The following is a 23695-nucleotide window of genomic DNA, read 5'->3' as shown; positions in this document are numbered from 1 at the left end:
GAAAATAGTCGATATAAAATATATGACTTATTTAAAAAAATATCCAGTTTCTGGTGAGCTCGCATTGGCCATGCGTTTACGTGGCATCCGACCAGCCAAATAAGCTTCTCGACCAGCTTCTACTGCTTTTTTCATGGCAGAAGCCATTAATACAGGGTTTTGCGCCGCTGCAATTGCCGTGTTCATTAGCACGCCATCACAGCCAAGTTCCATTGCAATGGCAGCATCACTGGCAGTTCCAACCCCTGCATCCACCAAAACAGGCACTTTGGCATTTTCTTTAATGATTGAAATGGTATGCGGATTTAAAATGCCTAAACCTGAACCAATTAAACTCCCTAAAGGCATAATCGCAACACAGCCCATGCTTTCAAGTTCTTGGGCAACAATTGGGTCATCCGAGGTATACACCATAATTTCAAAACCGTCATCAATCAGGGTTTGAGCCGCTTTCAGTGTCGCTGTAATATTCGGATATAAAGTTTTTTCATCGCCCAAAACTTCAAGTTTAACCAGATTGTGTCCATCGAGTAATTCACGTGCCAACATGCAAGTACGTACGGCACTTTCTGCATCAAAGCATCCTGCGGTGTTGGGTAAAATAGTATATTTCTCTGGCGGAAGAACAGAAAGTAAATTCGGTTGATCTGGATGTTGCCCAATATTTACACGGCGAATAGCAACGGTCACAATTTCTGCACCACTTGCCTGAATGGCTAAATCTGTCTCATTTAAATCTTTATATTTGCCTGTGCCGACTAAAAGACGGGATTGAAATGTACGTGAACCGATAATTAAAGATGAATCTTGCATGGCTTGCTCCATTTAGCCGCCGCCAACAGCGTGAATAATTTCAATACGATCATGATCTGAAAGGGGAGATTGTTCGAGTTTACTTTTAGGCACAATGTGCTCGTTTTGTTCAACGGCAAATCGCTTACCTTCAAGTGAAAGCGCTTGAACAAGTTGTAATAAGTTCTGACAAGTAGTTTGCTGAAGCTCACCATTTAAATAAATCTGCATATGCCTTTCCATTTATTTTGCGTATTTGACGCCATTCCGAGCCAACACTAACCAGCCTAAAATCATGAAAACCCCTCCCATAGGGGTAATCGCACCAAGACCACGTGGTAAGCCGAGTGCCATGATATATAAAGAACCACAAAACAATAAAATACCGATTTGAATCAGAATAAAAGAAGCTTTAATTGGAAATTGAGGACTGACTTTTGACAAAATGCCCAGTGCAAATAAACCCAGTGCATGATAAAAGAAATATTGTGTTGCGGTTGCCCACCAAACCAGTTGTTCTGGGGTGGCAAAAGCTTTAAGGCCATGAGCACCAAAAGCTCCTAACATAACAGCCAACGCAAGATTAATAGCTGAAATTGCGATCCACATAAGCAAAAAACACTTAAAAAAGACCTCAGCACCTTAGCATAAATTAGCTAGACTAAACATAGTTTAAATCGACAAAAAAGAGGCAGAAGCCTCTTTTAATGAAAAGCAGGGTGTTAACTGGCTGACATCGCCACTTTAATCTTTTCCATTGCATTTTTTTCAAGCTGACGAATACGTTCTGCAGATACATTATATTCTGCGGCTAACTCGTGCAGAGTAGATTTATCATCATCCAGCCAGCGGCGCTGTAAAATATTACGCGAACGATCATCCAATTGATTCATGGCTTCATGAAGGGCTGAACTGCTTTGTTCTTCATAATCTTCATTTTCAACCAACCGTGCAGGATCGTAGCGATTATCTTCCAGATACAAGGCAGGAGCAACGTGAGTAGACTCATCGTCATCATCGCCTTGGGCTTCAAATGCTGCATCATAGGCAGTCAATCGCCCTTCCATTTCAAGCACTTGTTCTGGGGTAACATTTAAATCACTCGCAATTGCTTTGGCTTCTTCAAGCGTAAGTTTCTTGCTGGATTTTTTTAAACTGCGTAAATTAAAAAATAATTTACGTTGTGCTTTGGTGGTGGCAATTTTAACAATACGCCAATTACGAATCACATATTCATGAATTTCGGCTTTAATCCAGTGCACAGCAAAAGAAACCAAACGAACGCCCATATTTGGATCGAAACGTTTCACAGCTTTCATTAAGCCAAGATTGCCTTCTTGAATAAGATCACCCTGAGGCAGACCATAGCCTGCATAACTACGCGCGATATGCACCACAAAACGCAAGTGTGACATCACCAGCATTTTTGCCGCATCCAGATCCTGATCGTAATAGTAACGTTCAGCCAGTTCTTTCTCTTGTTCAGCGGTCAAAATAGGAATTTGATTCACAGTGCTGATATAAGCACCGAGATTTACACCGGGCGCAGATAAGGACAGGGGCATCAATTGATTGCTGCTGTCACTCATGAGTTCTCCTTATAGGATGATGGTATAACCAATATTTCATCTTAATGCGAAGCAGGTCCATAATTAAGGGAAATTGGGTAGAGAAATGTAAAATTTTATACATGAATTGCATAAAGTTTTAAAGTCAAATCTTTAAGACTGAATCAGATAATGAAATTCATGTGCTGAAATTTGAGTCATATCACATTTGAGCTGATGTAATTCACAATAGCGTAGGACATCAATTTGACTATGCGGATCTGATGACTTAAGCAAAAAAAGCGAATGTGAAGAAGATACTTGCTTTAAACTGCGTTTTAACATGAGTAATGGCATCGGACAAGGCTGCCCCATGGCATTGATTTCGGTGGGGAAAATGGGACTTGAATCACACATCCGTAAAAATATTCTATGGAACCAATGAGGATTTATTTTAACAAATAATTTTATAATTGTGAAAAAATAGCTGTGATATAAAAGATATATATTTTATCAATAGTCAAAATTGCAAAATAGTTTATAAATTAAGCAACATTTAATATGGAATTATCTAAAAAATTTCTATTAATTGTCATAAACCCATGTTAAGCTCGAAGCGTTTTAGGATTGATGAATATAAACAAATTCCTGTTTTATTTAAGCCTATAACAAATGGATGTAACCGGAAATTGTTGATAGTTTTACAGAATGATTACAAGCTTTGAAATAATAACGAATTTTAAACTTGTTTGCTCTGCTGTTTGCAACACCGGAAGGTCCTTTATTTTCACTTCTGAGGATTGACTTATGACAGCTCGCGAACAAGGCGTTGTTAAATGGTTTAACGACACTAAGGGTTTTGGCTTTATTCAACGTAACGGCGGCGACGACGTATTTGTACACTTCCGTGCAATTATGGGTGACGGACACCGTTCTTTGCGTGACGGCCAACGCGTTGAATTCAGCGTCGTGCAAGGACAAAAAGGTTTTCAGGCTGAGAATGTACAGCCTTTAGACTAATCAACATTTTATGTTGAATGACGCCTCAATTTTTTAAATTGGGGCGTTTTTGTTTTATACTATCGCTCTTATCAGAGTGATTAACAGTTAGAGCACGAGTTTATGGTATCTGGTTTTGAAACCTTGAATCTACATCCGCAACTAAAAAAAGCGATTGATGCATTGGGGTTTACACAAATGACTCCAATTCAGCAAAAGGTTTTGAAATATACACTGGCAGGACACGATGCCATTGGTCGCGCACAAACAGGCACGGGTAAAACCGCTGCTTTTTTAATTAGCGTGATTAATGATTTGCTGAATAATCCCATTCAAGGGCAGCGTTATCGCGGTGAACCGCGTGCTTTAATTCTTGCACCGACACGCGAACTGGCGATACAAATTGAAAGTGATGCCAAAGAGCTGACCAAATTTACCGATTTAAAATTGCTGACACTGGTGGGTGGCGTCGATTTTGATAAGCAGAAAAAACCATTAAATGCCAACTTTCTGGATATTTTAGTTGCAACTCCAGGACGTTTGATTGATTTTATTGAGCAAAAAGAAATTTGGCTCGATCAAATTGAGTTTTTGGTCATTGATGAAGCTGACCGCTTGCTAGATATGGGGTTCATTCCTTCAGTCAAGCGCATTGTGCGTTACTCACCACATAAAGAACAGCGTCAAACTCTAATGTTCTCAGCGACTTTTAGTTACGATGTGTTGAATTTGGCGCGTCAGTGGTTATTTGAGCCAGTGACTGTTGAAATTGAACCTGAGCAAAAAACCAATAATGACGTTGAACAACGTGTTTATGTGGTTGAGAAAAAAGATAAATATCGTTTGCTACAGGATATTCTACGTGACGAACCGATTGATAAAGTCATGATCTTTGCCAACCGCCGAGATCAAGTCCGTCGCCTTTATGATCATCTTAAAAAAGATGGCTATCGGGTTGGTATGTTGTCAGGTGAAATTGCGCAGGACAAGCGTCTTAAGATGCTTGAGCAATTTAAACAAGGCAAAAACAATATCATGATTGCAACCGATGTAGCAGGTCGCGGTATTCATGTTGACGGTGTGTCACATGTGGTGAATTTTACTTTACCAGAGCAGTCCGATGACTATGTCCATCGTATTGGTCGTACAGGTCGTGCAGGTTCGCAGGGGGTAAGTATTAGTTTCTTATCTGAAGATGATGCTTTTTATTTACCTGAAATTGAAAAAGCCATTGGTAAGAAATTACCATTAACCCGTTTGGAAGGGTACTGCTAAAACCAGAAATCTATCTGAATGTTTATAAAAATGCGCTCTTTGATTCAGAGCGCATTTTTTATTGATTGAGAAAATTAGCTTACTTTTCTTAGTTTGCTTTACAGTAAAAAGTGAGTGTGGTTTGGTAATCATCATCTTTAGCTAAAGAAGCATTTCTACCTGTAATCGACCCGATAACGCCTGCGGCTGCTTCGACCATTTTCCCAGTTTCATCATCGACCACACCTTTGAGTACCCCGTTATAAGTGGTTTTTTCATCGACCACCACGGCAGTGCTGCTTTTACAGGTTTTATTGGTAGCATCTACCGCATTATTTTTCGCGATCAAATTAGTTTTGCCTACTCCTGTGACTTCAAACTGATTATTTTCTCTTTGAATGGCAGTGCTGGCTGTTGGATTGGATGCACAGGCTGTTAATAAAAGTGCCGATACAGTCAGTGCGCTGGCGATCATTTGTGTTTTCATAAACCAGTTCTCATATATATCAATTAGAATAGGCATTTATTTGAACATAACTTTTTTCATTTAATTTGAGTAAGTTGTATAGATTTTGATTGATTTATGCATGAATGATGTCAAATTTGTGAAAAGCTTAGAAATACTCACAATGACGTGGTCGAAATAAAAAAGAATGTGCTACTCTATTTTTGGTTAATTTTTTATTAGATCAATGTTCATGACGGATTTAGAAGTAAATACAATTCATCAAAATATTCATCAGCGTCAATCTATTGGGCATCTTGTTGAGCCTGCACCCTCTTCTGAACAGTTAAACAAAGCATTTGCGGCGGCATTGACGGCACCTGATCATCATCGTTTAAAGCCAACACGTTTTATTGTGATTCAATCTGAGCAACGAGCAGCGTTTGGTGAAAGCCTATCTCAAGCGCTGGCAGATTTGGGTGAAACTGATCCAGCACAGCTTGATCGAGTGAAGCAGCATCCGTTTCGTGCACCATTATTAGTACTCGCTGTTACACAATTTCAGGATCATCCCAAAGTTCCATTCTTTGAACAAACTTTGAGTTCAGGGGCTGCAATCCAAAACTTTTTATTGTCATTACAGGCGCAAGGTTTTTCCAGTATGTGGCGTTCAGGAGCTGTGGTGGAATCGAAATGGTTGAAGCAACATTTAGGTTTAGCTGAGCGTGATTTGATCTCTGGTATTATTTACATTGGTACTGCTGCAAAAGCGATTGCACCACGTGCAGACTTGGCGGTAAATGACTTTGTTCAAGATTGGCAAGCTTAAAAATAAGATCAGCATTGATGTAGCGGGAATGAAAAGCACATGACGGAATTAAATTTTTCAGATCTGGTTAAACCTGTTGAGGTAGATCAAAAAACAGCACTTCGGATTACGGTATTGGGGGGCGGTAGCTTTGGTACGGCCATGGCTAATCTGGCAGTGCGTAACGGCTGCGATACCATGATCTGGATTCGTGATCAGGATGCGGCAGATGATATCAATCAGAGTCATGTCAATAAACGTTATCTTGCAGATTTTACACTTGAAACGGGTTTGCGTGCGGTGTGTGACCTTGAAGAAGCTGTGTGTAATCGAGACATTATTTTGGTTGCAATTCCTAGCCATTCATTCCGAAATGTACTTAAACAAATTGCTCCGTTTATTACGTCTCAGGCAGTAATTTCACTGACCAAAGGCATTGAAGCCGATACTTTTAGTTTTATGAGCGATATTATTCGTGAAGAGTTGCCAGAAGTACCGTATGGCGTGCTATCTGGGCCAAATCTCGCGAAAGAGATTATGGCAGGTATGCCTTCTGGAACTGTAATCGCCAGTCATTCTGAGTTAGTACGTTATGCGGTACAACACGCCTTACATAGTGCATTATTTCGTGTCTTTGGGAGTGATGATGTGCATGGTGTGGAGTTAGGTGGTGCACTGAAGAATATTTATGCTGTCGCGATGGGAATGGCGGTGGCTTATAATATTGGTGAAAATACCAAGAGTATGATTATTACCCGTGCTTTGGCAGAAATGAGCCGTTTTGCTGTCGAATTGGGTGCGAATCCTTTGACTTTTTTAGGGCTTTCAGGGGTGGGTGATTTATTTGCGACCTGTAATAGTCCACTTAGTCGTAACTACCAAGTTGGTTTTGCCTTAGGTTCAGGTAAAACACTTGAGCAGGCGACCACAGAGTTGGGGCAAACCGCAGAAGGCATCAATACTATTGTGCAAGTGCGTAAACGTGCGCAAGAGCTGGATGTCTACATGCCAATTACCAATGCTTTATATGAGGTGATTTTTGAAGGTGCGCCGCCTTTAAATATTGCGCTTTCTCTCATGAAAAATGGACATCGTAGTGATGTTGAGTTTGTATTACCACATCATCAAGTATAACTGGCGACTGAATCAAAACCGTCATAAAGACTTGTTATTATAAACAAAGATGAATAAGGAATGGATATGCAACTGACTCTAGTTCGTCATGGCGAGGCAGCACCGCCCGTAGATGGTAATGATATCAAACGTCCTTTAACTGCTTTGGGACATGCTCAGGCTGAACAGACAGCACAATACTTAAAGGATATCGTGAAACCTGAAGTGTTTGTGGTCAGTCCTTTACTTCGTGCGCAAGAAACACTTGGTCATATTCAGACATATTTTGCTGATGTTCCTGTTTTGCTTTGTGATAAGATCAAACCTGATGATGATGCGAAAGATGCGATTGACTGGTTGTCTCAACTTCCATTTGAATCTGTGGTGGTGGTTTGTCATATGAATGTTGTGGGGCATATTGCTGAACAATTGACACATGAAAACTTTAACCCTTTTGCTTTGGCTGAAGCACGTATTTACCGCCAAAGTGTGATTGCCAATGGATTGTCAACACAAGAACATCATTTTATACCTACGCTATAACGAAAACACGGTACTGACAATTTATGCTGTATTTATGGATGCCTGAAGCCAATGGGGCTTGGTTTTGGTCAACAGGTGAAAATTGGTTACAGGCTTCCAGCCTTGAACAGCTCATTCATGATTTGCAAGTACATCAGGGTGAAGAAACGGTCGTTTTCTTTTCTAGTCGCCATATTCAGATTTTACAACAACCAATGAGCAAAGCTCATGTGAAGCAATTGGGCACAGATGGTGTGAAATATCTCATGGAAGAGTATGTCACCTTACCCATTGATCATATGCGAGTGGTTCAACACTTTGAATCGCCAGCTCAGCTTACGATATTGGCTGTGGCACAAAATCAGGTTGAAACATGGCAACATGCCTTAAATTTGTTACCGATTAAACTGGTCGCGTTATTGCCTGATTTTCTGATATTGCCAATACCCGAACAGGGTAAAGTGAATATTGCGCATCTACATGGTCAAACCTTGGTGCGTGAAAACAGCAATAAAGGAATGGCAATTGATGATTTGGCGGTTTATCTCGGTTTTCAACCTGCTGATACGTTCTATCATTATAGTAATTTGACTGCACAACAACTCGATGATCTGGCCAACGTCTCCACAGCAGAAACTCGCCAACCTTTTGATTATCAATTTCAAAAAATTCAAAAGCCAAAACAGCATCCCTTTAATGTTCTACCCAAAAGTAAAAATGAGACTCAGGTTTCTGGGTATTGGAAAGCTTGTGTTGCGGTACTACTCGCTATTTTCATTGTTCAATTCAGTTATGATGCGTTGCGCTGGATAAAGCTCAAAAAATTGGCCAATCAAACTGCTGTGCAGGCCGTTGATCAATATAAATACTGGTTTGGGGCCAATAGCCGAGTGACTGAACAAAATCTAAAAAGTATGTTTGAGAGCCAGCTTCGCATGAGCCAAAATGGGGATATCACGGTCTTAAATCTTTTAAGTCGGGTTGGACCGATTTTAATGCAGCGTCAAATTGTGGCGCAGCAACTGAGTTATGAGTCATCTTCCTTGAGTATGACCTTAAAAGCAAATTCGGCGAATGATTTACAGGCCCTTACAGAACAACTCAACCAACAGGGCTTTAAAGCGCAACTGGGGAATGTACAGGCAGACGGTGCAGGGGCAATTGGAATGGTGAAATTACAATAATGAATGGCTTTACTCGAGTACAACAGTCTATAGATCAAAAAGTTGAACGTATGATTGATGCGTTACAACAGATGTCTGCACGCGAACGTTATATGGTCATTTTCGCCAGTATTCTTGTTGTGGTTACACTGATTGGTTTCTCTCTGTGGAAAATGCATAGTCTGGCTGATCAGCAGCAAAAACGTCTCAATGGCTTAAAAGACTTGATGGTCTGGATGCAAGGTAATGCAGCGACCATGAAACCTGCTTCAGACACTCAATTAAGTGCGGCTGAAAAAGTGCAACGTGTTTCACAACAACAAGGATTAACAATCGCGTCTCAGCAAATGGGGGAGCAATTGCAAATTGTTGCAGAACATCAAAATTATGCAGTCTTGGCTAACTTTGTAACACAACTGGCACAAATGGGTTTATCCATAAAAAAAATGGATATGGTGTCGAGTAATAACCAGATTAAATTAACGGCAATAGTGCAGTAAGGTTTTAAAATAAAAGGTCGCTAAGCATGGTGTTTTAGTATACCTATGCCTATAATATGCCTACCTGAAAAAGCAGTAGACTTGATAGATATGTTATATTCGCTTGCTCGCCCGTTGTTGTTCTCTTTGTCGCCTGAGCGTGCACATGAACTGACCTTATCATTACTCAAATCTACACATAAAATAGGATTATCGCGCCAGCGTATTGCACCTAAGCCCGTAACTTGCATGGGCATTGAATTTCCAAATCCAGTCGGTTTGGCGGCTGGTCTGGATAAAAATGGTGCTTATATTGATGCGTTAGCAGGTCTGGGCTTTGGTTTTATTGAAATCGGAACCATTACTCCACGTCCACAAGCAGGTAATCCACAACCACGACTATTTCGTATTCCAGAAGCAAAAGCCATTATTAATCGGATGGGTTTTAATAATGAGGGTGTCGATCAGCTCGTTGAAAATGTCAAAGCATCTCAGTTTAAAGGTATTTTAGGCATTAACATTGGCAAAAATGCCGATACTCCTGTTGAAAACGCAGTCGATGATTATCTGATCTGTCTGGAAAAAGTTTATCACTACGCTTCGTATATTACGGTCAATATCTCGTCACCCAATACTAAAAATTTGCGTAGCTTACAAAGCGGTGATGCGCTCACCGAATTATTGCAAACCCTAAAACAACGTCAGTTAGAGTTAGCAGAACAATATCATCATTATGTTCCATTGGTTTTAAAAGTTGCACCTGATTTGACCAAAGAAGATATCGAATTTATTTCAAAGCAATTATTGCAGTTTAAAATTGATGGACTCATTGTGACCAACACCACTTTAGCGCGTATTGGTGTAGAGAATTTGCCTTATGGCAATGAAGCAGGCGGTTTATCTGGTGCGCCAGTATTTGAAAAGAGTACGGAATGCCTGCGCCAGTTTGCGACATGTTTAAATGGACAAATTCCTCTGATTGGCGTTGGTGGCATTACTCAGGGTGAACATGCGCTTGCAAAAAAAGATGCAGGGGCCAGCCTTGTACAAATTTATAGTGGCCTCATATATACAGGTCCAACCCTGATAAAAGATTGCGTGAGTGCTTTCAACTAAGTGATGAATACACTGGATATCATTATTCTGATACTCCTGCTCATTGGAGGGCTAAACGGTTTGCGACAAGGATTCGTAAAAGCCTTTGCGAACTTGATTGGTTGGATATTGGCGTTAATTGTTGGCGCGAAATATGCAAACTTTTTAGCGCCAAGCATGGTGGTATTGAGTCATGATCCAGTCGTGCAAAAAATTGCTGCCTTTGCATTTATTGTGCTCATAATTATTGTACTGACCTGGATCGTCACGGGTTTACTCAATCTAATGCTAAGAAGCATGAGTTTGGGACCGCTCAATCGTTTGGCAGGCGGTGCATTTGGCACGTTAAAAGGTTTATTAATTGTGCTGATTACCATGCAAGGGCTTGGGCCGTGGGTAGAAAGTTCACCTCACTGGAAACAGTCCAAATTTGTTCAGGTTTTATTACCTTATGCGCCATTAGCCACAGAGTTATCGAAAGATGCTGCAAATGAGGCGATGCAACATGTGACATCTGAAGGGAGTGTGTTTCATCGCCCTTCAAAAGAAATGGCTGAATCAGATCCAGTAAAAGATCGCTCCAGTCATTCAACCCAAAATCCTTTTTATTAATCCTAGCTTGTCTGCGAGGTTGCTATGTGTGGAGTAGTTGGTATTGCCGGTAAGGCGCCAGTTAACCAAATGTTATTTGATGCATTAACGATGTTGCAACATCGTGGACAAGATGCGGCTGGAATAGTGACTTGCCATAATGGTCGTCTATTTTTGCGCAAAGACAACGGCATGGTGCGTGATGTATTTCATACTCGCCATATGCGTGCCCTGATTGGTAATTATGGCATCGGTCATGTGCGTTATCCTACCGCAGGTTCGGCAAGCAGCGCAGAAGCCCAGCCGTTTTATGTAAACTCGCCATACGGTATTACGCTCGCGCACAATGGCAACCTGACCAATGCTGCTGATATTCATGATGATCTGTTTAAAACAGATTTGCGCCATATGAATACCGATTCTGATTCTGAAGTTCTGCTGAATGTATTTGCGCATGAGCTACAAAAAAGTGGCACTTTAAACCCGAGTGCAGAAGATGTTTTTCATGCAGTGAAACGTGTCCATGAGCGTTGTAAAGGGGCTTATGGTGTGGTGGCGATGATCACGGGTCATGGTCTAGTTGGTTTTCGTGATCCGAATGGTATTCGTCCTCTCATCTATGGATCGCGTGAAACAGAACAGGGTACCGAATACATCATTGCATCTGAATCCGTTGCGATTACCGCACTTGGCTTTAAGATTGAGCGTGATATTCAGCCAGGTGAAGCGATATTTATTAATGATAAAGGTGAGCTTTTCACCCAACAATGTGCGGCTGAACCGCATCATCGTCCATGTATTTTTGAATACGTCTACTTTGCACGTCCAGATGCCATTATTGATGGTATTTCAGTGTACAAAGCACGTTTGAAAATGGGTGAAAAACTGGCCTATAAAATTTTGCGTGAATGGGGTGAAGAGCACGATATTGATGTGGTGATTCCAATTCCAGATACCAGTCGTACTTCGGCACTTGAACTGGCGAATATTTTAGGTGTGAAGTTCCGTGAAGGGTTTATGAAAAACCGTTATATCGGCCGTACCTTCATTATGCCCGGTCAGCAACAACGTAAAAAATCAGTACGCCAGAAACTGAATCCAGTTGAACTTGAATTTAAAGGCAAAAATGTACTACTTGTCGATGACTCAATTGTTCGCGGTACGACATGTAACGAAATCATTCAAATGGCGCGTGATTCGGGTGCCAAAAAAGTATATTTCGCTTCGGCTGCGCCAATGGTGAAATATCCAAATGTGTATGGAATTGATATGCCAGCCAAAGCTGAATTGATTGCTTCACAACGGAGTGTTGAAGAAATTCAGGATATTATTGGTGCAGATCGTCTTATTTTTCAGGATCTTGAAGATCTTAAAAATGCTGTTCGTACCAGTAAGGTTCCTGATTTAACTGAATTTGATAGTTCAGTGTTTGACGGGATATATGTGACGGGTGGTATTGATCAAGCTTATCTTGAAAATCTTGAGCGTCAGCGTAATGACACTGCAAAGAAAGGGCAGGATGGCTATATTGATGTCAATATCGATGCTGCTTCAGTGGATTTGACTGGAATTAAAGAAGAGTTGTAAGCTAAATTCTTCACTAAAAAGCGGGTTTTTCCCGCTTTTTTAATTTATGATGGGGCAACAATGTAATCAGGACATATTTACATTGAAAGAAGTCAGTCATTATCTGGTTGAAAATAAAAATATGATGTGGTCTGCCAGCATGTGTTTGGTCGCAATGCTGCTGACAGTATTTATTTTAAATATTACCCTTGGACTTTTAGTCCATTATTTTGACTATAGCCAATCGATTTTATGGCACAGTCTAAGTCCGTATCTGATCATTTTATTATTTGCGATTGCAACAAGCTCTGCCTGTTATGAGCTTTATGTATTGCGTGAAGGAGGGCATTCTCTTGCGAAGCAGCTCAAAGGACGTCGCCTTGAGCTGTTAGAGAGCACACCTGAAGAAAGCACTGCACTAAAACTTTCACAGCAGTTGGCTGAGCGTTTTGGAATTGAAACCCCTATATTATATGTATTGCCAGATGAAGTCGGTGTAAATGCGCTTACCGCAGGTTTTGATCAAAAAAATGTGGTCATTATGTTGACTTGGGGAGCCTTACAAAATCTGGATGAAGTTGAACTTTATGGTTTGTTAAGTCATGAATTTAATCAAATTTTATCTGGTGAAGCCGTTGAAAATACCAAACTTAAAATTTTATATAGTGGTTTAATCACCTTTAGCCAATTGGGAAGTCGTATTGCAAAACGTGGTTTTAAGCCGTATCAGAAAAATAAGCAGCGCAAGTTTGAAACTTTTTATATTGCTCTTGGTGGAGTGATTTGGTTATTAGGTAGCATGGGTGTTTTAATTACACGTTTAATCAAATACTTAACTTTAAGTGGACGCACTTTTAGAAATGATTATAAAACCATGCAACTGATTCAAAGTAATGCCAATACCCAGACGCTACTCAGAATTTATGTGCATCATGCTGGTTCACAAATTCATAGTGTATTTTCTGAATCTATCGCGCACATGTGCTTTGCTAATTCTTTAAGTCCGCAAAGCTGGTTAAATATTCATCCAAGTATTGAAGATCGCATTTATGAATTAAATCCGGGTATTTTGCAGGAACTGCAACTTGAAAATTTAAAAAAATTACGTAACCGACCGTTGTTTAGTTTGTTTCGTTCACTTGAGGAAATGGATGGGAATGCCTACACGCCATGGGTGTCACCACAGCCTTTGCCATTATTGCGCTTATCTCCCATCAGTTTTGCTTTAAATGATGCCATTAAACCCCTTAAAGCTGAAATTCGTCAGAATATTAAACGTCCTGAATTAATTCAACGGGCTTTACAAACTGCAACGGGCTCACGTGAAGTGATGGTTGCCATTTTGATGATTCGACAATACCGTGAATTTGTACCATCAAATGCTCAAGTCAGCCGTGCGATTATTGATGCCTTGTTATATCTGGATGGTCGTGTTCACGTTCAAATTTTTCATGAGGCTTGCCAAAATATTGGCGCACTTCCTGCGACCATTGCCCGACAATTTTTAACGCGTTTGGCCTTAATTATTCAGGAAGATGGTGAAGTGGGATTGCTGGATGCTTTGTTACTTGAGCGGGTAAAGTTTGAACTGGATTTAATGCCAGTACATATGCCCACTTCAATTGAAGAGGTTAAACCGCAAATTGTACGTTTAATTGATGCGCTATTGCATGTGCAACAGATTAATAGCCCTAATCAACTCGAAGTGCGTGATCGTATCCTCACCCATATTTTAACTTTAGAAGAAATGGCGTTGTATCAGGAAATCTCAGATGAGCCGATTGATTTGGCAGAAATCTTAAATGATTGCGCAGGACTATTATTACGTGATCGACTTAGCATATTGGGAATTGCAGAAATGTGTCTATGGAGTGACCGTATTATTACCCAAGATGAGCTGGATGTTTTAGAACTATTGTATTGGCGATTTGGCTTTAAAACAGATGATATTGTCGATCAAATGCAAAAGAAAAACACCCTCATGATTATTTAAACTACGTTCAAAATCTGATTTGCTAAAAACTCTGAAAAAGCGGAAAAAGCAGAGTAGAATAGGTTTTGAATATGGGGGTGATCGTATCAAGATGACAGGGCAGCAGCGAAATATTTTGGCAGCAATGGGGGTGGATCTGTGGGTTCCACGAACCGTATCATGCCAAAAAAAACAGACTGCAAGCCTCTGGCGTGACCAAGTTGCAGATATTAAAACTACGAATAATGATAATACAACTCTAGATCAAATCGCGAATATTTCCCCAGTAAAAACTATATCTGACTTAAAATCGACCCTTCAGCCGACAATTGAAGAGACGACGGCAGTCAATGTGTCCAAAACGGATGTGGATATTCCGTCGGCATTGCTCCAACCTGTAAAAAATGTTGAAAATCAAGATTTAGCTGTAGTTCAAACTGAGTTTACATTAGAGGCGTACTGTCTTGATCAAGTGGTTTTGATGGTTGAAAGTTCACAATTATCTAAACAACAGCGGCAACTTTGGCACAATATTCAGGCTGCTTTAACGGGTGTTTATAATGAACTTAAATGGCCATTTCCTTTAGAGAATTTTCGCGATGCTCGTGGCGTGCAGACCTATGTTCAGGGGTTTCTGGATGCTTTGGCGACAGATAAGCGAATTGTGATTTTAGGAGAACTTGAGGTGGTTCAACATGCTCAGGTCATGCAACTCGCAAGTTTACAAGACATGATTGATCAGCCGTTACTCAAACGCCGTTTATGGCAACTCATGTTAACCCCATAACATCTCTTTTCTTGATATTTTAGTCAGTAGATTCCTTTTATAAGTCCTTTTTATTTCTTTCTTAATGAAAAATAAAGAGGAGTTAAACAGTGATGAAAGACATTTGGTATGTCTCCGATTTTAGATATTTAAGCAATTCAATAAGGACGTCTAATGAAAAAGAAAGTCGTGGTATTTAGTCAAATTGACTCAACGGTTTTGGCGCAACTTGAACAAGATTATCAGGTCGTACTCTTAAATCCGAAGCAGGGTGATATCAATGAGCAAATTCGCAAGGAAGTGGTCGATGCCGATGCCATGATAGGGGCAGGGCGTTTATTGAATGAAAGTAATCTTGCACCAGCACAGCAATTAAAAATTATCTCAACGGTTAGTGTGGGCTATGATAATTATGATGTCGATTACCTCACCCAAAAAAAGATTTGGTTAGCGCATACACCGCATGTTCTCACTGAAACCACAGCTGATCTGGCTTTTACCTTATTGGTCAGTGCTGCACGTAAAGTACCTGAACTGGATCGGTGGACAAAAAACGGTGAATGGAAGCGAACTGTAGGACCTGCGCAGTTTGGACAGGATATTTTTGGTAAAACACTGGGTATTATTGGTCTGGGCAATATTGGTGCAGCTATAGCAAGACGTGGTTTCTATGGCTTTAATATGAATATTCTTTACCACAACCGCCGTGAAAAGTTGGAGTTGGCACAACCTTTAAATGCACGCTATTGCACTTTGGATGAGTTGTTGAGCCAATCTGATTTTGTGGTAGTTGCGGTCGATTTAAATGCTGAATCTAAAGCACTGATGGGGCAGGCTCAATTTGAAAAAATGCAATCACATGCGGTGTTTGTCAACATTTCACGTGGTTCAGTAGTGGATGAAGAGGCTTTAGTTGATGCCTTGCAACAGCAGAAAATCTTTGCGGCGGGTCTGGATGTTTATCAAAAAGAACCGTTACAGTCATCACCATTATTCAACTTAGCTAATGTGGTGACCTTGCCGCATATTGGTTCTGCAACAGCGGAAACACGTTTGAAAATGGCAAAACTGGCATATAAAAATCTCGTTGATGCACTGGAAGGTAGAACACCACAATACTTGGTAAATGGCTAAATTTGCCATAACACTTTATTGCAAATTACGCATATTTTCAGTGCTATATTGGGGATAATTGATCATTGATTCTGTGGTCAATTATCCCTTATTTTTTGATGAGAGATCGTGATTTGAAACATGTGGCAACGGTATTGGCTTTAAGCATGGTGACTGGAGTTACACAGGCACATTCCGATTATTTGTATCAATCTGCCACTACGCAAATTGAAGTGCCAGAAATTGGCAGTGGTGTTGGACTCATTGACCAGCAAAAAGAAAAAATGATTGGGGAAAAAGTTTACCGCCAAGTTCAAAGACAATTGCCTGTTTTGCATGATCCTTGGCTTGAGGATCAGTTTTTTCGAGTTTTTGCGCAGATATTGAGTCAAACTCAATTAGGACAACCCATTGGCATGGTCGTAGTCAATGATCCTCAGATTAATGCTTTTGCGGTTCCGGGCGGATTGTTTGCTTTAAATTCGGGTTTGATTGCATCTGCACATAATATTGACGAAGTTGCAGGGGTGATGGCACATGAAATTGCCCATGTCAGTCAGCGCCATTATAGCCGCTCTCAGGAAGCCTTTAAGGGGCAAGGGTTGTTGGCTTTAGCGGGTATTTTGGTGGGGGCTGCCATTGCTGCACAAACCAAATCGGATGCTGGTGCAGCAGTGATGTTAGGTACACAAGCCGCTCTCATGGATAATCAATTGACTTATAGTCGTAATCAGGAGCGCGAGGCTGATCGAATTGGTATGCAATATATGTATGCGGCTGGCTATAATCCGCAGAGTATGGCAGATTTTTTTGAGACGATGAATCGGTCAATGAGCCGATTGAGCTATTTACCTGATTTCTGGATGACGCATCCATTGACATCTGAAAGGATGAGCGAATCACGCTTACGTGCTAACCAGTTTCCTACAGTAAAGTCGAAACTTTATGATCCTGATTTTCAGATTTTAAAATGGTATACCTTGGTCGAAACGCATCAGGTCACCGAACAGTTGTTACAGATTCAGGTAAATCAAAATAACAAACCTGCCCAATTGGCGATGAGTGCTTTTTATAACAATCAGGGAGACTATGCCAAAGCTCAGGAAATGCTGGAAGGAGTTAAGACAACTTTCCCGAGCAATACATTAATCACCATTTTACAAGCGGATATTTATTTAAATCAAAATAAACTGGATGATGCTTATCAGGCCATTATTAATACCCAGCGTACCATGCCTGAGAATCGCCCTTTAGCGTATAAATTAGCTGAAATTTTGATTCGACAAGGGAAAAGTGCTGAAGCACAAAAACTGGTACAACGATTTATTCAGCATAATAATAAAGATATCGAAGGCTGGCGGCTTTTACAACAAGCAGCCAATGTCGATACTCAATCACCTTTAAGAACGGTCAATGTGTTGCGTTATCGGGCTGAGGTTGAATATTGGTCGGGTTATGAGGAAAATGCCATTAAATCAATGCTACACGCGCAGCGTCTAGCAAAGGGCAACAATGCGATGAGTGCAACGATTGATCAGCGACTTAAACAAATGCAGTCAGAACGACTGCTTAAAATATAAGATAATATGTAAAGGTGAGAAATATGCAAAATAAAAATATAAGGGGTAAATGTCTATGTGGAGCAGTTCAATACCGTTATGATGCTATAATTGAAAAATCGATTCTTTGTTATTGTATGGATTGTCAGCAGGCGCAGGGTGCACTAGGTGGATGGAATAGTCCTATTTAAAAGCAAGATTTTATATTACTTCAAGGTCAAGAGAATCTGCATGAATACTTTCATACGCCACAAAAAGCACGTGTATCATGTAAAATTTGTGCAAGCCCTATATATTCTTATCGTTTGGACTTACCTGAAATAATTCGATTGCGTTTAGGAACCGTAGAGCAGGGGCATATACAAGCTCCAACAGAAGAGTATTTTATAGAACATAAGCCTGCATTTATTCATTTGATTAAAGAATGAAAAGCAAGCCATTAAATTCTCTTTTAACTGAAATACTGTATTGATTATATTTATGAAAAAGATCACCTTATTGTTGAGTTTAATGATTTTGGGGCAATCCGTTTTGGCAGCTCCACCTGAACGCTACGTCCGTTCTGTAGAGAAAATCTCAAATACTTATAATACAGATATGCGTAATTTTTTACGTTCACTTAATCCACAGCAGACACAATTTACGCCTGTGCAGCAGACACAATTTTGTGGCATTGTGAATCAGTATGTGCAAGATTTATACCAGGTTAATGATCAATATCGATCTGACTTGCCACTTTCTTACGCTAAAATGACCAAACAGGATTTTATTAATCAGGTATTGGCATCCAAAGAAATGCAAATATTAAAGAAATATAATATTCAATGTCATTTACAGTAAAAAACTGACGAAAAGATCAAATAAATATAGACGAATCATGTGAATGTTGAAATCTATTCAATCACATTGATTTAAAGAGAGAAAAGAAAAACTAAGTTGAATAAGAAAGATCAGCTGAGTTTGGCTTTAATTTTGGCAGAAACTTGTGCAGGATCGGCACGTCCGGCTATGATCGGACGTAGAGAGTTCATCACCTTACCCATATCTTTCATGCTAGTAGCACCTTGAGCAGCAATCGTTTGCTCAATGAGAGAATCAAGCTCTTCCTCAGTCATAGCTTCTGGTAGAAATTGGGATAACACCTCAATTTCGGCTTGTTCTTTACTAGCTAAATCATCACGGCCTGCGCCTTCAAAGGCTTTGACCGATTCTTTACGCTGTTTAATTTGCTTTTCAATGACCGCAAGAACTTGCGAATCGTCAAGCTCTACGCGCTCATCGACTTCGATTTGCTTAATTGCTGCCTGTAAACCACGAATCACCGTTAACTTGTCCATTTCTTTAGCACGCATAGTTGCTTTTAAAACTTCAGTTATTTGGCTTTTCAAAGTAGTCATTTAATTTTCCAGACAGTCAATCACAAATTAATTAGTAAAGGCGAGTAGTACGTACAGATTCGCGTGCCAATTTCTTTTGGTAACGCTTAACAGCAGCAGCTTTTTTACGCTTACGTTCTTGAGTCGGTTTTTCGTAGAACTCGCGCTTACGAACGTCAGCTAAAACACCTGCTTTTTCGCATGAACGCTTGAAACGACGGATTGCTACGTCTACTGGTTCGCCTTCTTTCAACTTAACTTGTGGCATGTAAAATCCTCTAGATTATGGATAACATCAAGCGCAGGATTGCCCTTGATGACAAGTGAAGGTCAGTATTTTACTCATTTACAACTGATATCACAAGTCTATAATAGCTCTGGCAGAATTTTAGTCGTAAAAATATAGGCATTTTAATGATTGTTTTAGGCTTGGAAACCTCTTGTGACGAAACTGGCTTGGCGATTTATGACAGCGAGCAGGGACTGCGTGGACAGGTGCTTTACAGTCAAATTAAACTTCATGCGGAATATGGGGGGGTGGTACCAGAACTGGCTTCACGTGACCATGTGCGTAAACTGATTCCATTATTGAATGAATTGCTTGAGCAAAGTCAATTGAATAAGCAAGATATTGATGCAGTCGCTTATACACGTGGACCAGGTTTAATGGGTGCACTGATGACAGGAGCCTTGTTTGGACGTACATTGGCGTTAGCGTTGGATAAGCCTGCAATTGGGGTGCATCATATGGAAGGTCATATGTTGGCACCTCTCTTGTCTACCACACCACCCGAGTTCCCATTTGTCGCGTTACTGGTATCTGGTGGACATACGCAGCTTATGGCCGCCTACGGTATTGGACAATATGAACTATTAGGTGAGTCGATTGATGATGCAGCCGGTGAAGCATTTGATAAAGTCGCTAAAATGATGAATTTGCCTTATCCGGGTGGGCCAAATATTGCAAAACTCGCTTTGCAAGGTAACCCACAAGCGTTTGATTTTCCACGCCCAATGTTACATCAAGGTTTAGATTTTTCATTCAGTGGTTTAAAAACAGCAGTTTCGGTTCAGCTTAAAAAATTGGGTGAAGAAAATCGGGATGCGGATATTGCTGCATCCTTTCAGGAAGCGATTGTCGATACTTTAGCTAAAAAATCAGTCAAGGCATTGAAGCAAACAGGTTTAAAACGTTTAGTGATTGCAGGTGGTGTGAGTGCTAACTTGCGTTTACGTGAGCAATTAGAAACAGCATTGAAAAAAATTAAGGCTCAAGTCTACTACGCTGAGCCTGCGCTATGCACAGATAATGGTGCCATGATTGCATTTGCAGGTTATGAACGCTTAAAAGCGGGGCAGCATGATGGTCTGGAAGTGACCACGACGCCAAGATGGCCGATGACGGAATTAAAAAATCCAAACGAAGTATAAGACTAAAAAAATTGAGTAAAAAATAAAAGGGCACAACGCATTGATTGTGCCCTTTTATTTGGTCGCGATTTAGAGATTAGAAGTTATATTCCATCCCTACACCCACGACGGTTTTCTTGTCATCGTCTGATACCCAATCACGTTTTTGTTGAGCCAATACGCCATAAAAACGGGCTTGTTTATTAAAATTATAGTCTACGCCTAAACCATATTGAGAAATTTTACGGTGAGATTGATTATCGACTGATGTATTTGATTCCAGGTATTCGCCTTTAATCTTCCATGGGGTAGACGGAATGATATACGCAGCAGTAATAGCATAAGCATCTTCTTCCAAGCCCTTAAATGATTTTAAAGCAGTACCCGTACCAGTGGTCACAGTATCATCAGTAGGTTGGGCATTTTGCCATAAAGCACCCAATACCAGACCGCTTACACCAGCTTTTGCAAAATCAAATGATCCTGTAATACGGATTGCATCTGAGTAAATGCCCGAAAGACTGTGAGCATTATATTTTCCTGCAACCCCGAAATTGCCTGCAATGGCAGCAGCCAAGCCATAATCTTTATTTTCGTAGGTTAACGAGGTTGAGATTCCATCGCCAAAACCATCACGCTTACCCTCCTGACCATTGGCAGTATTATCGGTTTTAGAATCTTCACCTTGTTGTGCCATGATGTTAAATTGTAAACCCGGTACGATCAGCTCTTTGTCTGTTTCAAAACCAATGGCATTGTTTGAACGCTCTTCACCATGAAGTACAGCCGTCATATCCAAGATCGTGTGATCGTTATAGATATCCTGATTATTGCCAGCAGCAGTTTTTAGATAAGTATCATAACGACCTGCTTTTAGTGTCCCGATTTTATTGAACTTTAAACCCAGAAAACGGTTACGCATGCTCAAGTCGGTATCTGAACCTGAACCATCTGTCGAAATTGCCCATTCTGCCAAATAAACCGCAGATACTTTATCTGTTAATTTTTCTTCACCTTTTACCCCGATACGTGAAGCATTTGAATTGAGTGCAGTGACATCATTGCCTGCAAAATCGTTATTATCAACTTGGTCTAAGGTAACATTAAGTTTACCGTACAAAGTTGGCGCTGCTTGCGCTGCGGTGATGCTAAGTGTTGATACTGCGGCAGCGATAAGCAATTTTTTCATTGAGATTTCTCCAAAACACAAGTTCAGTGGCATATGCCTAAGTTCACTATTTTTTTAAGTTTGCTTATGTACAAAAAATTACAGAAGCTCACCAACTTGCTAAGCAGTATCAATAAACTTTGTTACAAAGGGGTGAATAACACATGACAGTTTGGTGACAAATGATCAAATAGAGTGAATTTTAGTTATTGATTTTATTGTTGTTATATAAAAAATGGAGCCGAAGCTCCATTTTTGTTGAATGACGATCTAATTAAAGTTGCGCTTTAATTTTCTCTGCCAGTTGTTTAATTTTTTCCTGATCACCCATTTGTGCGGCGTGACGACCCAGTTGATGAATTGAACTTGGAATTAAGTGAAAATGTACATGAGGAACAGTTTGCCCCGCAGATTCACCAGACAGTTGCATCAATACAATACCTTCTACATCCAGTGCTTTTTTCATGGCTTGCGCCACTTTTTGTACGATTTGAATGGTATAGGCAGCAGCTTCAGGCGGTAAATCCAATAAAGTCACCGCAGGAACTTTAGGAATGACTAAAGCATGACCATCTGCTTGCGGCATAATGTCCATAAATGCAAGTACTTGATCGTCCTCATATAACTTAATCGCTGGTAGTTCACCACGGATAATACGCGCGAAAATATTCTGATCATCATAGGTCATATTACTATCCTTCAAACATCTGACTATGTTTTTATCTTATTTACAGTTCAGTTCTTTCTGACGCTGTGCAATCTGGTCAAGACGTTGCTGTTCTTTATCTGAAAATTTTGGTTTGGTGGTATGACAGTTTTCATTGCCATATTTTGCCTTGGCTTCTGGATCTTTAAAGCAGAAACCTTTTGCTGCATAGATAAGGTTAGAGTCATCCTGAAGCTGTTTACACTCTTGTTCAGGTGTTGCAGCATGCACTGAAACTCCAGCAAGTGTGATCATGCCAGTAAAAAGTACAATAGCAAACTTATTCATATGAGTGTCCTCTTTTTCAATCGGTATCGATAAATGTAACGACCTATTTCTAAATATAGGGGTATTACAATAAAAAGCAATGATCAATCCTTATTCAATTGTTATTTTGCTCCATGATTCATACATTTTTATGGCAGCCGAAAAGTCACTATTGTCTTCGGCAGTTGCACTGGCAGCCTGAATTAAGCTTTGAGTGAGTGCGATCACAGGTGCAGGAAGATTGGCTTCACGGATTAAATCCAGTGCGATACCTGTATCTTTAGCCAATAGTGGTAAACCGAAGGTTACAGGAAAGCTACGATTTAAAATACGCTGCGGCAAGACCGTTTCAGTGACACCACTTTTACCACTCGATGCATTAATACAATCGAGGGCTTCATTTAAGTTTACACCGTGCGCTTTTAAGGTCGTAAAACCTTCTGCAACAGACCATAAGTTCACTGCGAGCAGCATATTATTCACGGCTTTTACTGCAAAACCTGCTCCAGATGTACCGACATGTTTGATGAGTTTGCCAAAAGCCTGAATGGCAGGTAATGCTTTTTCAAAAGCGAGCTGATCTCCACCCACCATCACCGTTAATGTTGCATTATCGGCACCGATGGTTTGCCCACTAACGGGTGCATCCAGATAATCAACGCCTTTGGCTTTAAGAAGTGTAGAGAGTGTACGTGCTGAATCCGGCACACCGCTGGTACAGTCAACCCAGATACTGCCTGATTTTAATTCCACCTGCTGAATCAGATTTTCCACATCATGGCTGGTTGGCAAACATGAAAAGATAATATCTGCTTGTACTGCTTGAGCCAGATCAACAGCCTGAGTCCCATATTCAGTTGCATGTTGCTTGGATTTATCGGTATTTCGATTCCAAACATAAACTGTATCGAAATGTTTAGGTAAATGCGATGCCATACGATAACCCATCGCGCCAAGACCAATAAATGCAACTGATTGAATCAT

At 40.4% G+C, this 23695-nt stretch carries 28 protein-coding genes and 1 pseudogene; 17 read left to right on the top strand and 12 right to left on the bottom strand.

Annotation, left to right across the window (positions count from 1 at the left end):
* Window positions 1–27: 27 nt before the first annotated feature.
* The 5 genes from E0D95_RS04685 to E0D95_RS04665 all read right to left on the bottom strand — a co-directional run bounded on the left by E0D95_RS04685 (window position 28) and on the right by E0D95_RS04665 (window position 2756).
* Complete coding sequence (locus E0D95_RS04685) at window positions 28–813, bottom strand: thiazole synthase (RefSeq protein WP_130802799.1); 786 nt, start codon at window positions 811–813, stop codon at window positions 28–30.
* Window positions 814–825: 12 nt separating this feature from the next.
* A complete protein-coding gene (gene thiS, locus E0D95_RS04680) occupies window positions 826–1023 on the bottom strand; it encodes a sulfur carrier protein ThiS (protein ID WP_130802798.1) in 198 nt (65 codons plus the stop codon).
* 12 nt (window positions 1024–1035) lie between these two features.
* Window positions 1036–1401: a DUF423 domain-containing protein gene (locus E0D95_RS04675; RefSeq protein ID WP_130802797.1), complete on the bottom strand. Its 366-nt coding sequence runs from the start codon at window positions 1399–1401 to the stop codon at window positions 1036–1038.
* Between the two features lie 113 nt (window positions 1402–1514).
* Window positions 1515–2381 carry an RNA polymerase sigma factor RpoH gene (rpoH, locus tag E0D95_RS04670; RefSeq protein ID WP_130802796.1) on the bottom strand — a complete coding sequence of 289 codons (867 nt, stop codon included), beginning with the start codon at window positions 2379–2381 and terminating at the stop codon, window positions 1515–1517.
* A 132-nt stretch (window positions 2382–2513) separates the two neighbouring features.
* Entirely contained in the window at window positions 2514–2756 is a 243-nt protein-coding gene (locus E0D95_RS04665; RefSeq protein WP_130802795.1) for a sulfurtransferase TusA family protein, read from the bottom strand.
* 390 nt (window positions 2757–3146) lie between these two features.
* On the opposite strand from E0D95_RS04665, the gene E0D95_RS04660 reads away from it, so the two are divergent.
* Together E0D95_RS04660 and rhlB are read left to right on the top strand one after the other, a co-directional pair.
* Window positions 3147–3359 (top strand): cold-shock protein, encoded by a 213-nt coding sequence (locus tag E0D95_RS04660; RefSeq protein ID WP_004653893.1) that lies wholly within the window; start codon window positions 3147–3149, stop codon window positions 3357–3359.
* Window positions 3360–3461: 102 nt separating this feature from the next.
* Complete coding sequence (gene rhlB / locus E0D95_RS04655) at window positions 3462–4613, top strand: ATP-dependent RNA helicase RhlB (protein ID WP_130802794.1); 1152 nt, start codon at window positions 3462–3464, stop codon at window positions 4611–4613.
* A gap of 88 nt (window positions 4614–4701) precedes the next feature.
* On the opposite strand, the gene E0D95_RS04650 is transcribed toward rhlB, so the two are convergent.
* Complete coding sequence (locus E0D95_RS04650; RefSeq protein ID WP_130802793.1) at window positions 4702–5079, bottom strand: hypothetical protein; 378 nt, start codon at window positions 5077–5079, stop codon at window positions 4702–4704.
* A gap of 211 nt (window positions 5080–5290) precedes the next feature.
* On the opposite strand from E0D95_RS04650, the gene E0D95_RS04645 reads away from it, so the two are divergent.
* From E0D95_RS04645 to E0D95_RS04580, 14 genes and pseudogenes are all read left to right on the top strand, one after another.
* Window positions 5291–5866, top strand: a complete 576-nt coding sequence (locus E0D95_RS04645; protein WP_130802792.1) for a nitroreductase family protein — start codon at window positions 5291–5293, stop codon at window positions 5864–5866.
* A gap of 39 nt (window positions 5867–5905) precedes the next feature.
* Entirely contained in the window at window positions 5906–6979 is a 1074-nt protein-coding gene (locus tag E0D95_RS04640) for an NAD(P)H-dependent glycerol-3-phosphate dehydrogenase (protein WP_130802791.1), read from the top strand.
* Window positions 6980–7045: 66 nt separating this feature from the next.
* Window positions 7046–7501 carry a SixA phosphatase family protein gene (locus tag E0D95_RS04635; protein ID WP_130802790.1) on the top strand — a complete coding sequence of 152 codons (456 nt, stop codon included), beginning with the start codon at window positions 7046–7048 and terminating at the stop codon, window positions 7499–7501.
* Between the two features lie 23 nt (window positions 7502–7524).
* Window positions 7525–8664 (top strand): type II secretion system protein GspL, encoded by a 1140-nt coding sequence (gspL, locus tag E0D95_RS04630; RefSeq protein WP_130802789.1) that lies wholly within the window; start codon window positions 7525–7527, stop codon window positions 8662–8664.
* Window positions 8664–9143 carry a type II secretion system protein M gene (gspM, locus tag E0D95_RS04625; protein WP_130802788.1) on the top strand — a complete coding sequence of 160 codons (480 nt, stop codon included), beginning with the start codon at window positions 8664–8666 and terminating at the stop codon, window positions 9141–9143. Before gspL ends, gspM begins: the two co-directional genes overlap by 1 nt.
* Before the next feature lie 90 nt (window positions 9144–9233).
* Complete coding sequence (locus E0D95_RS04620; protein WP_130804834.1) at window positions 9234–10238, top strand: quinone-dependent dihydroorotate dehydrogenase; 1005 nt, start codon at window positions 9234–9236, stop codon at window positions 10236–10238.
* Window positions 10239–10241: 3 nt separating this feature from the next.
* Window positions 10242–10829, top strand: a complete 588-nt coding sequence (locus E0D95_RS04615; protein WP_130802787.1) for a CvpA family protein — start codon at window positions 10242–10244, stop codon at window positions 10827–10829.
* Window positions 10830–10853: 24 nt separating this feature from the next.
* The gene (purF, locus tag E0D95_RS04610) at window positions 10854–12395 is read left to right on the top strand and encodes an amidophosphoribosyltransferase (RefSeq protein ID WP_130802786.1); all 1542 of its coding nucleotides are present in this window, start codon (window positions 10854–10856) and stop codon (window positions 12393–12395) included.
* Window positions 12396–12477: 82 nt separating this feature from the next.
* Complete coding sequence (locus E0D95_RS04605; protein ID WP_130802785.1) at window positions 12478–14367, top strand: M48 family metallopeptidase; 1890 nt, start codon at window positions 12478–12480, stop codon at window positions 14365–14367.
* A 91-nt stretch (window positions 14368–14458) separates the two neighbouring features.
* Window positions 14459–15133, top strand: a complete 675-nt coding sequence (locus tag E0D95_RS04600) for a hypothetical protein (protein ID WP_130802784.1) — start codon at window positions 14459–14461, stop codon at window positions 15131–15133.
* A gap of 153 nt (window positions 15134–15286) precedes the next feature.
* Complete coding sequence (locus E0D95_RS04595) at window positions 15287–16246, top strand: 2-hydroxyacid dehydrogenase (protein WP_130802783.1); 960 nt, start codon at window positions 15287–15289, stop codon at window positions 16244–16246.
* Window positions 16247–16392: 146 nt separating this feature from the next.
* Complete coding sequence (locus E0D95_RS04590; RefSeq protein ID WP_228258890.1) at window positions 16393–17805, top strand: M48 family metalloprotease; 1413 nt, start codon at window positions 16393–16395, stop codon at window positions 17803–17805.
* A 23-nt stretch (window positions 17806–17828) separates the two neighbouring features.
* Window positions 17829–18212, top strand: a pseudogene (locus E0D95_RS04585) (GFA family protein).
* Window positions 18213–18264: 52 nt separating this feature from the next.
* Window positions 18265–18624, top strand: a complete 360-nt coding sequence (locus E0D95_RS04580; protein WP_130802781.1) for a hypothetical protein — start codon at window positions 18265–18267, stop codon at window positions 18622–18624.
* A gap of 110 nt (window positions 18625–18734) precedes the next feature.
* Here E0D95_RS04580 and E0D95_RS04575 read toward each other — a convergent pair whose 3' ends face one another.
* Both E0D95_RS04575 and rpsU read right to left on the bottom strand, forming a co-directional pair.
* Complete coding sequence (locus tag E0D95_RS04575; protein ID WP_130802780.1) at window positions 18735–19181, bottom strand: GatB/YqeY domain-containing protein; 447 nt, start codon at window positions 19179–19181, stop codon at window positions 18735–18737.
* A gap of 31 nt (window positions 19182–19212) precedes the next feature.
* Complete coding sequence (rpsU, locus tag E0D95_RS04570; protein WP_001136722.1) at window positions 19213–19428, bottom strand: 30S ribosomal protein S21; 216 nt, start codon at window positions 19426–19428, stop codon at window positions 19213–19215.
* Between the two features lie 146 nt (window positions 19429–19574).
* Here rpsU and tsaD point away from each other — a divergent pair, with 146 nt between their 5' ends.
* Window positions 19575–20591 carry a tRNA (adenosine(37)-N6)-threonylcarbamoyltransferase complex transferase subunit TsaD gene (gene tsaD / locus E0D95_RS04565; RefSeq protein ID WP_130802779.1) on the top strand — a complete coding sequence of 339 codons (1017 nt, stop codon included), beginning with the start codon at window positions 19575–19577 and terminating at the stop codon, window positions 20589–20591.
* Window positions 20592–20667: 76 nt separating this feature from the next.
* On the opposite strand, the gene E0D95_RS04560 is transcribed toward tsaD, so the two are convergent.
* The 4 genes from E0D95_RS04560 to E0D95_RS04545 form a co-directional block, all read right to left on the bottom strand.
* Entirely contained in the window at window positions 20668–21759 is a 1092-nt protein-coding gene (locus E0D95_RS04560) for a porin (RefSeq protein WP_130802778.1), read from the bottom strand.
* A 253-nt stretch (window positions 21760–22012) separates the two neighbouring features.
* A complete protein-coding gene (locus E0D95_RS04555; RefSeq protein ID WP_130802777.1) occupies window positions 22013–22426 on the bottom strand; it encodes an HIT family protein in 414 nt (137 codons plus the stop codon).
* Between the two features lie 36 nt (window positions 22427–22462).
* On the bottom strand, window positions 22463–22732 hold the full coding sequence (locus tag E0D95_RS04550; protein WP_130802776.1) for a YARHG domain-containing protein: 270 nt from the start codon (window positions 22730–22732) through the stop codon (window positions 22463–22465).
* Between the two features lie 90 nt (window positions 22733–22822).
* The gene (locus tag E0D95_RS04545; RefSeq protein WP_130802775.1) at window positions 22823–23695 is read right to left on the bottom strand and encodes an NAD(P)-dependent oxidoreductase; all 873 of its coding nucleotides are present in this window, start codon (window positions 23693–23695) and stop codon (window positions 22823–22825) included.

Source organism: Acinetobacter ihumii, from assembly GCF_900625095.1.
GTDB lineage: Bacteria > Pseudomonadota > Gammaproteobacteria > Pseudomonadales > Moraxellaceae > Acinetobacter > Acinetobacter ihumii.
Note: the sequence above shows the minus strand (reverse complement) of the source record. Positions and strands in the feature narration are given on the sequence as shown.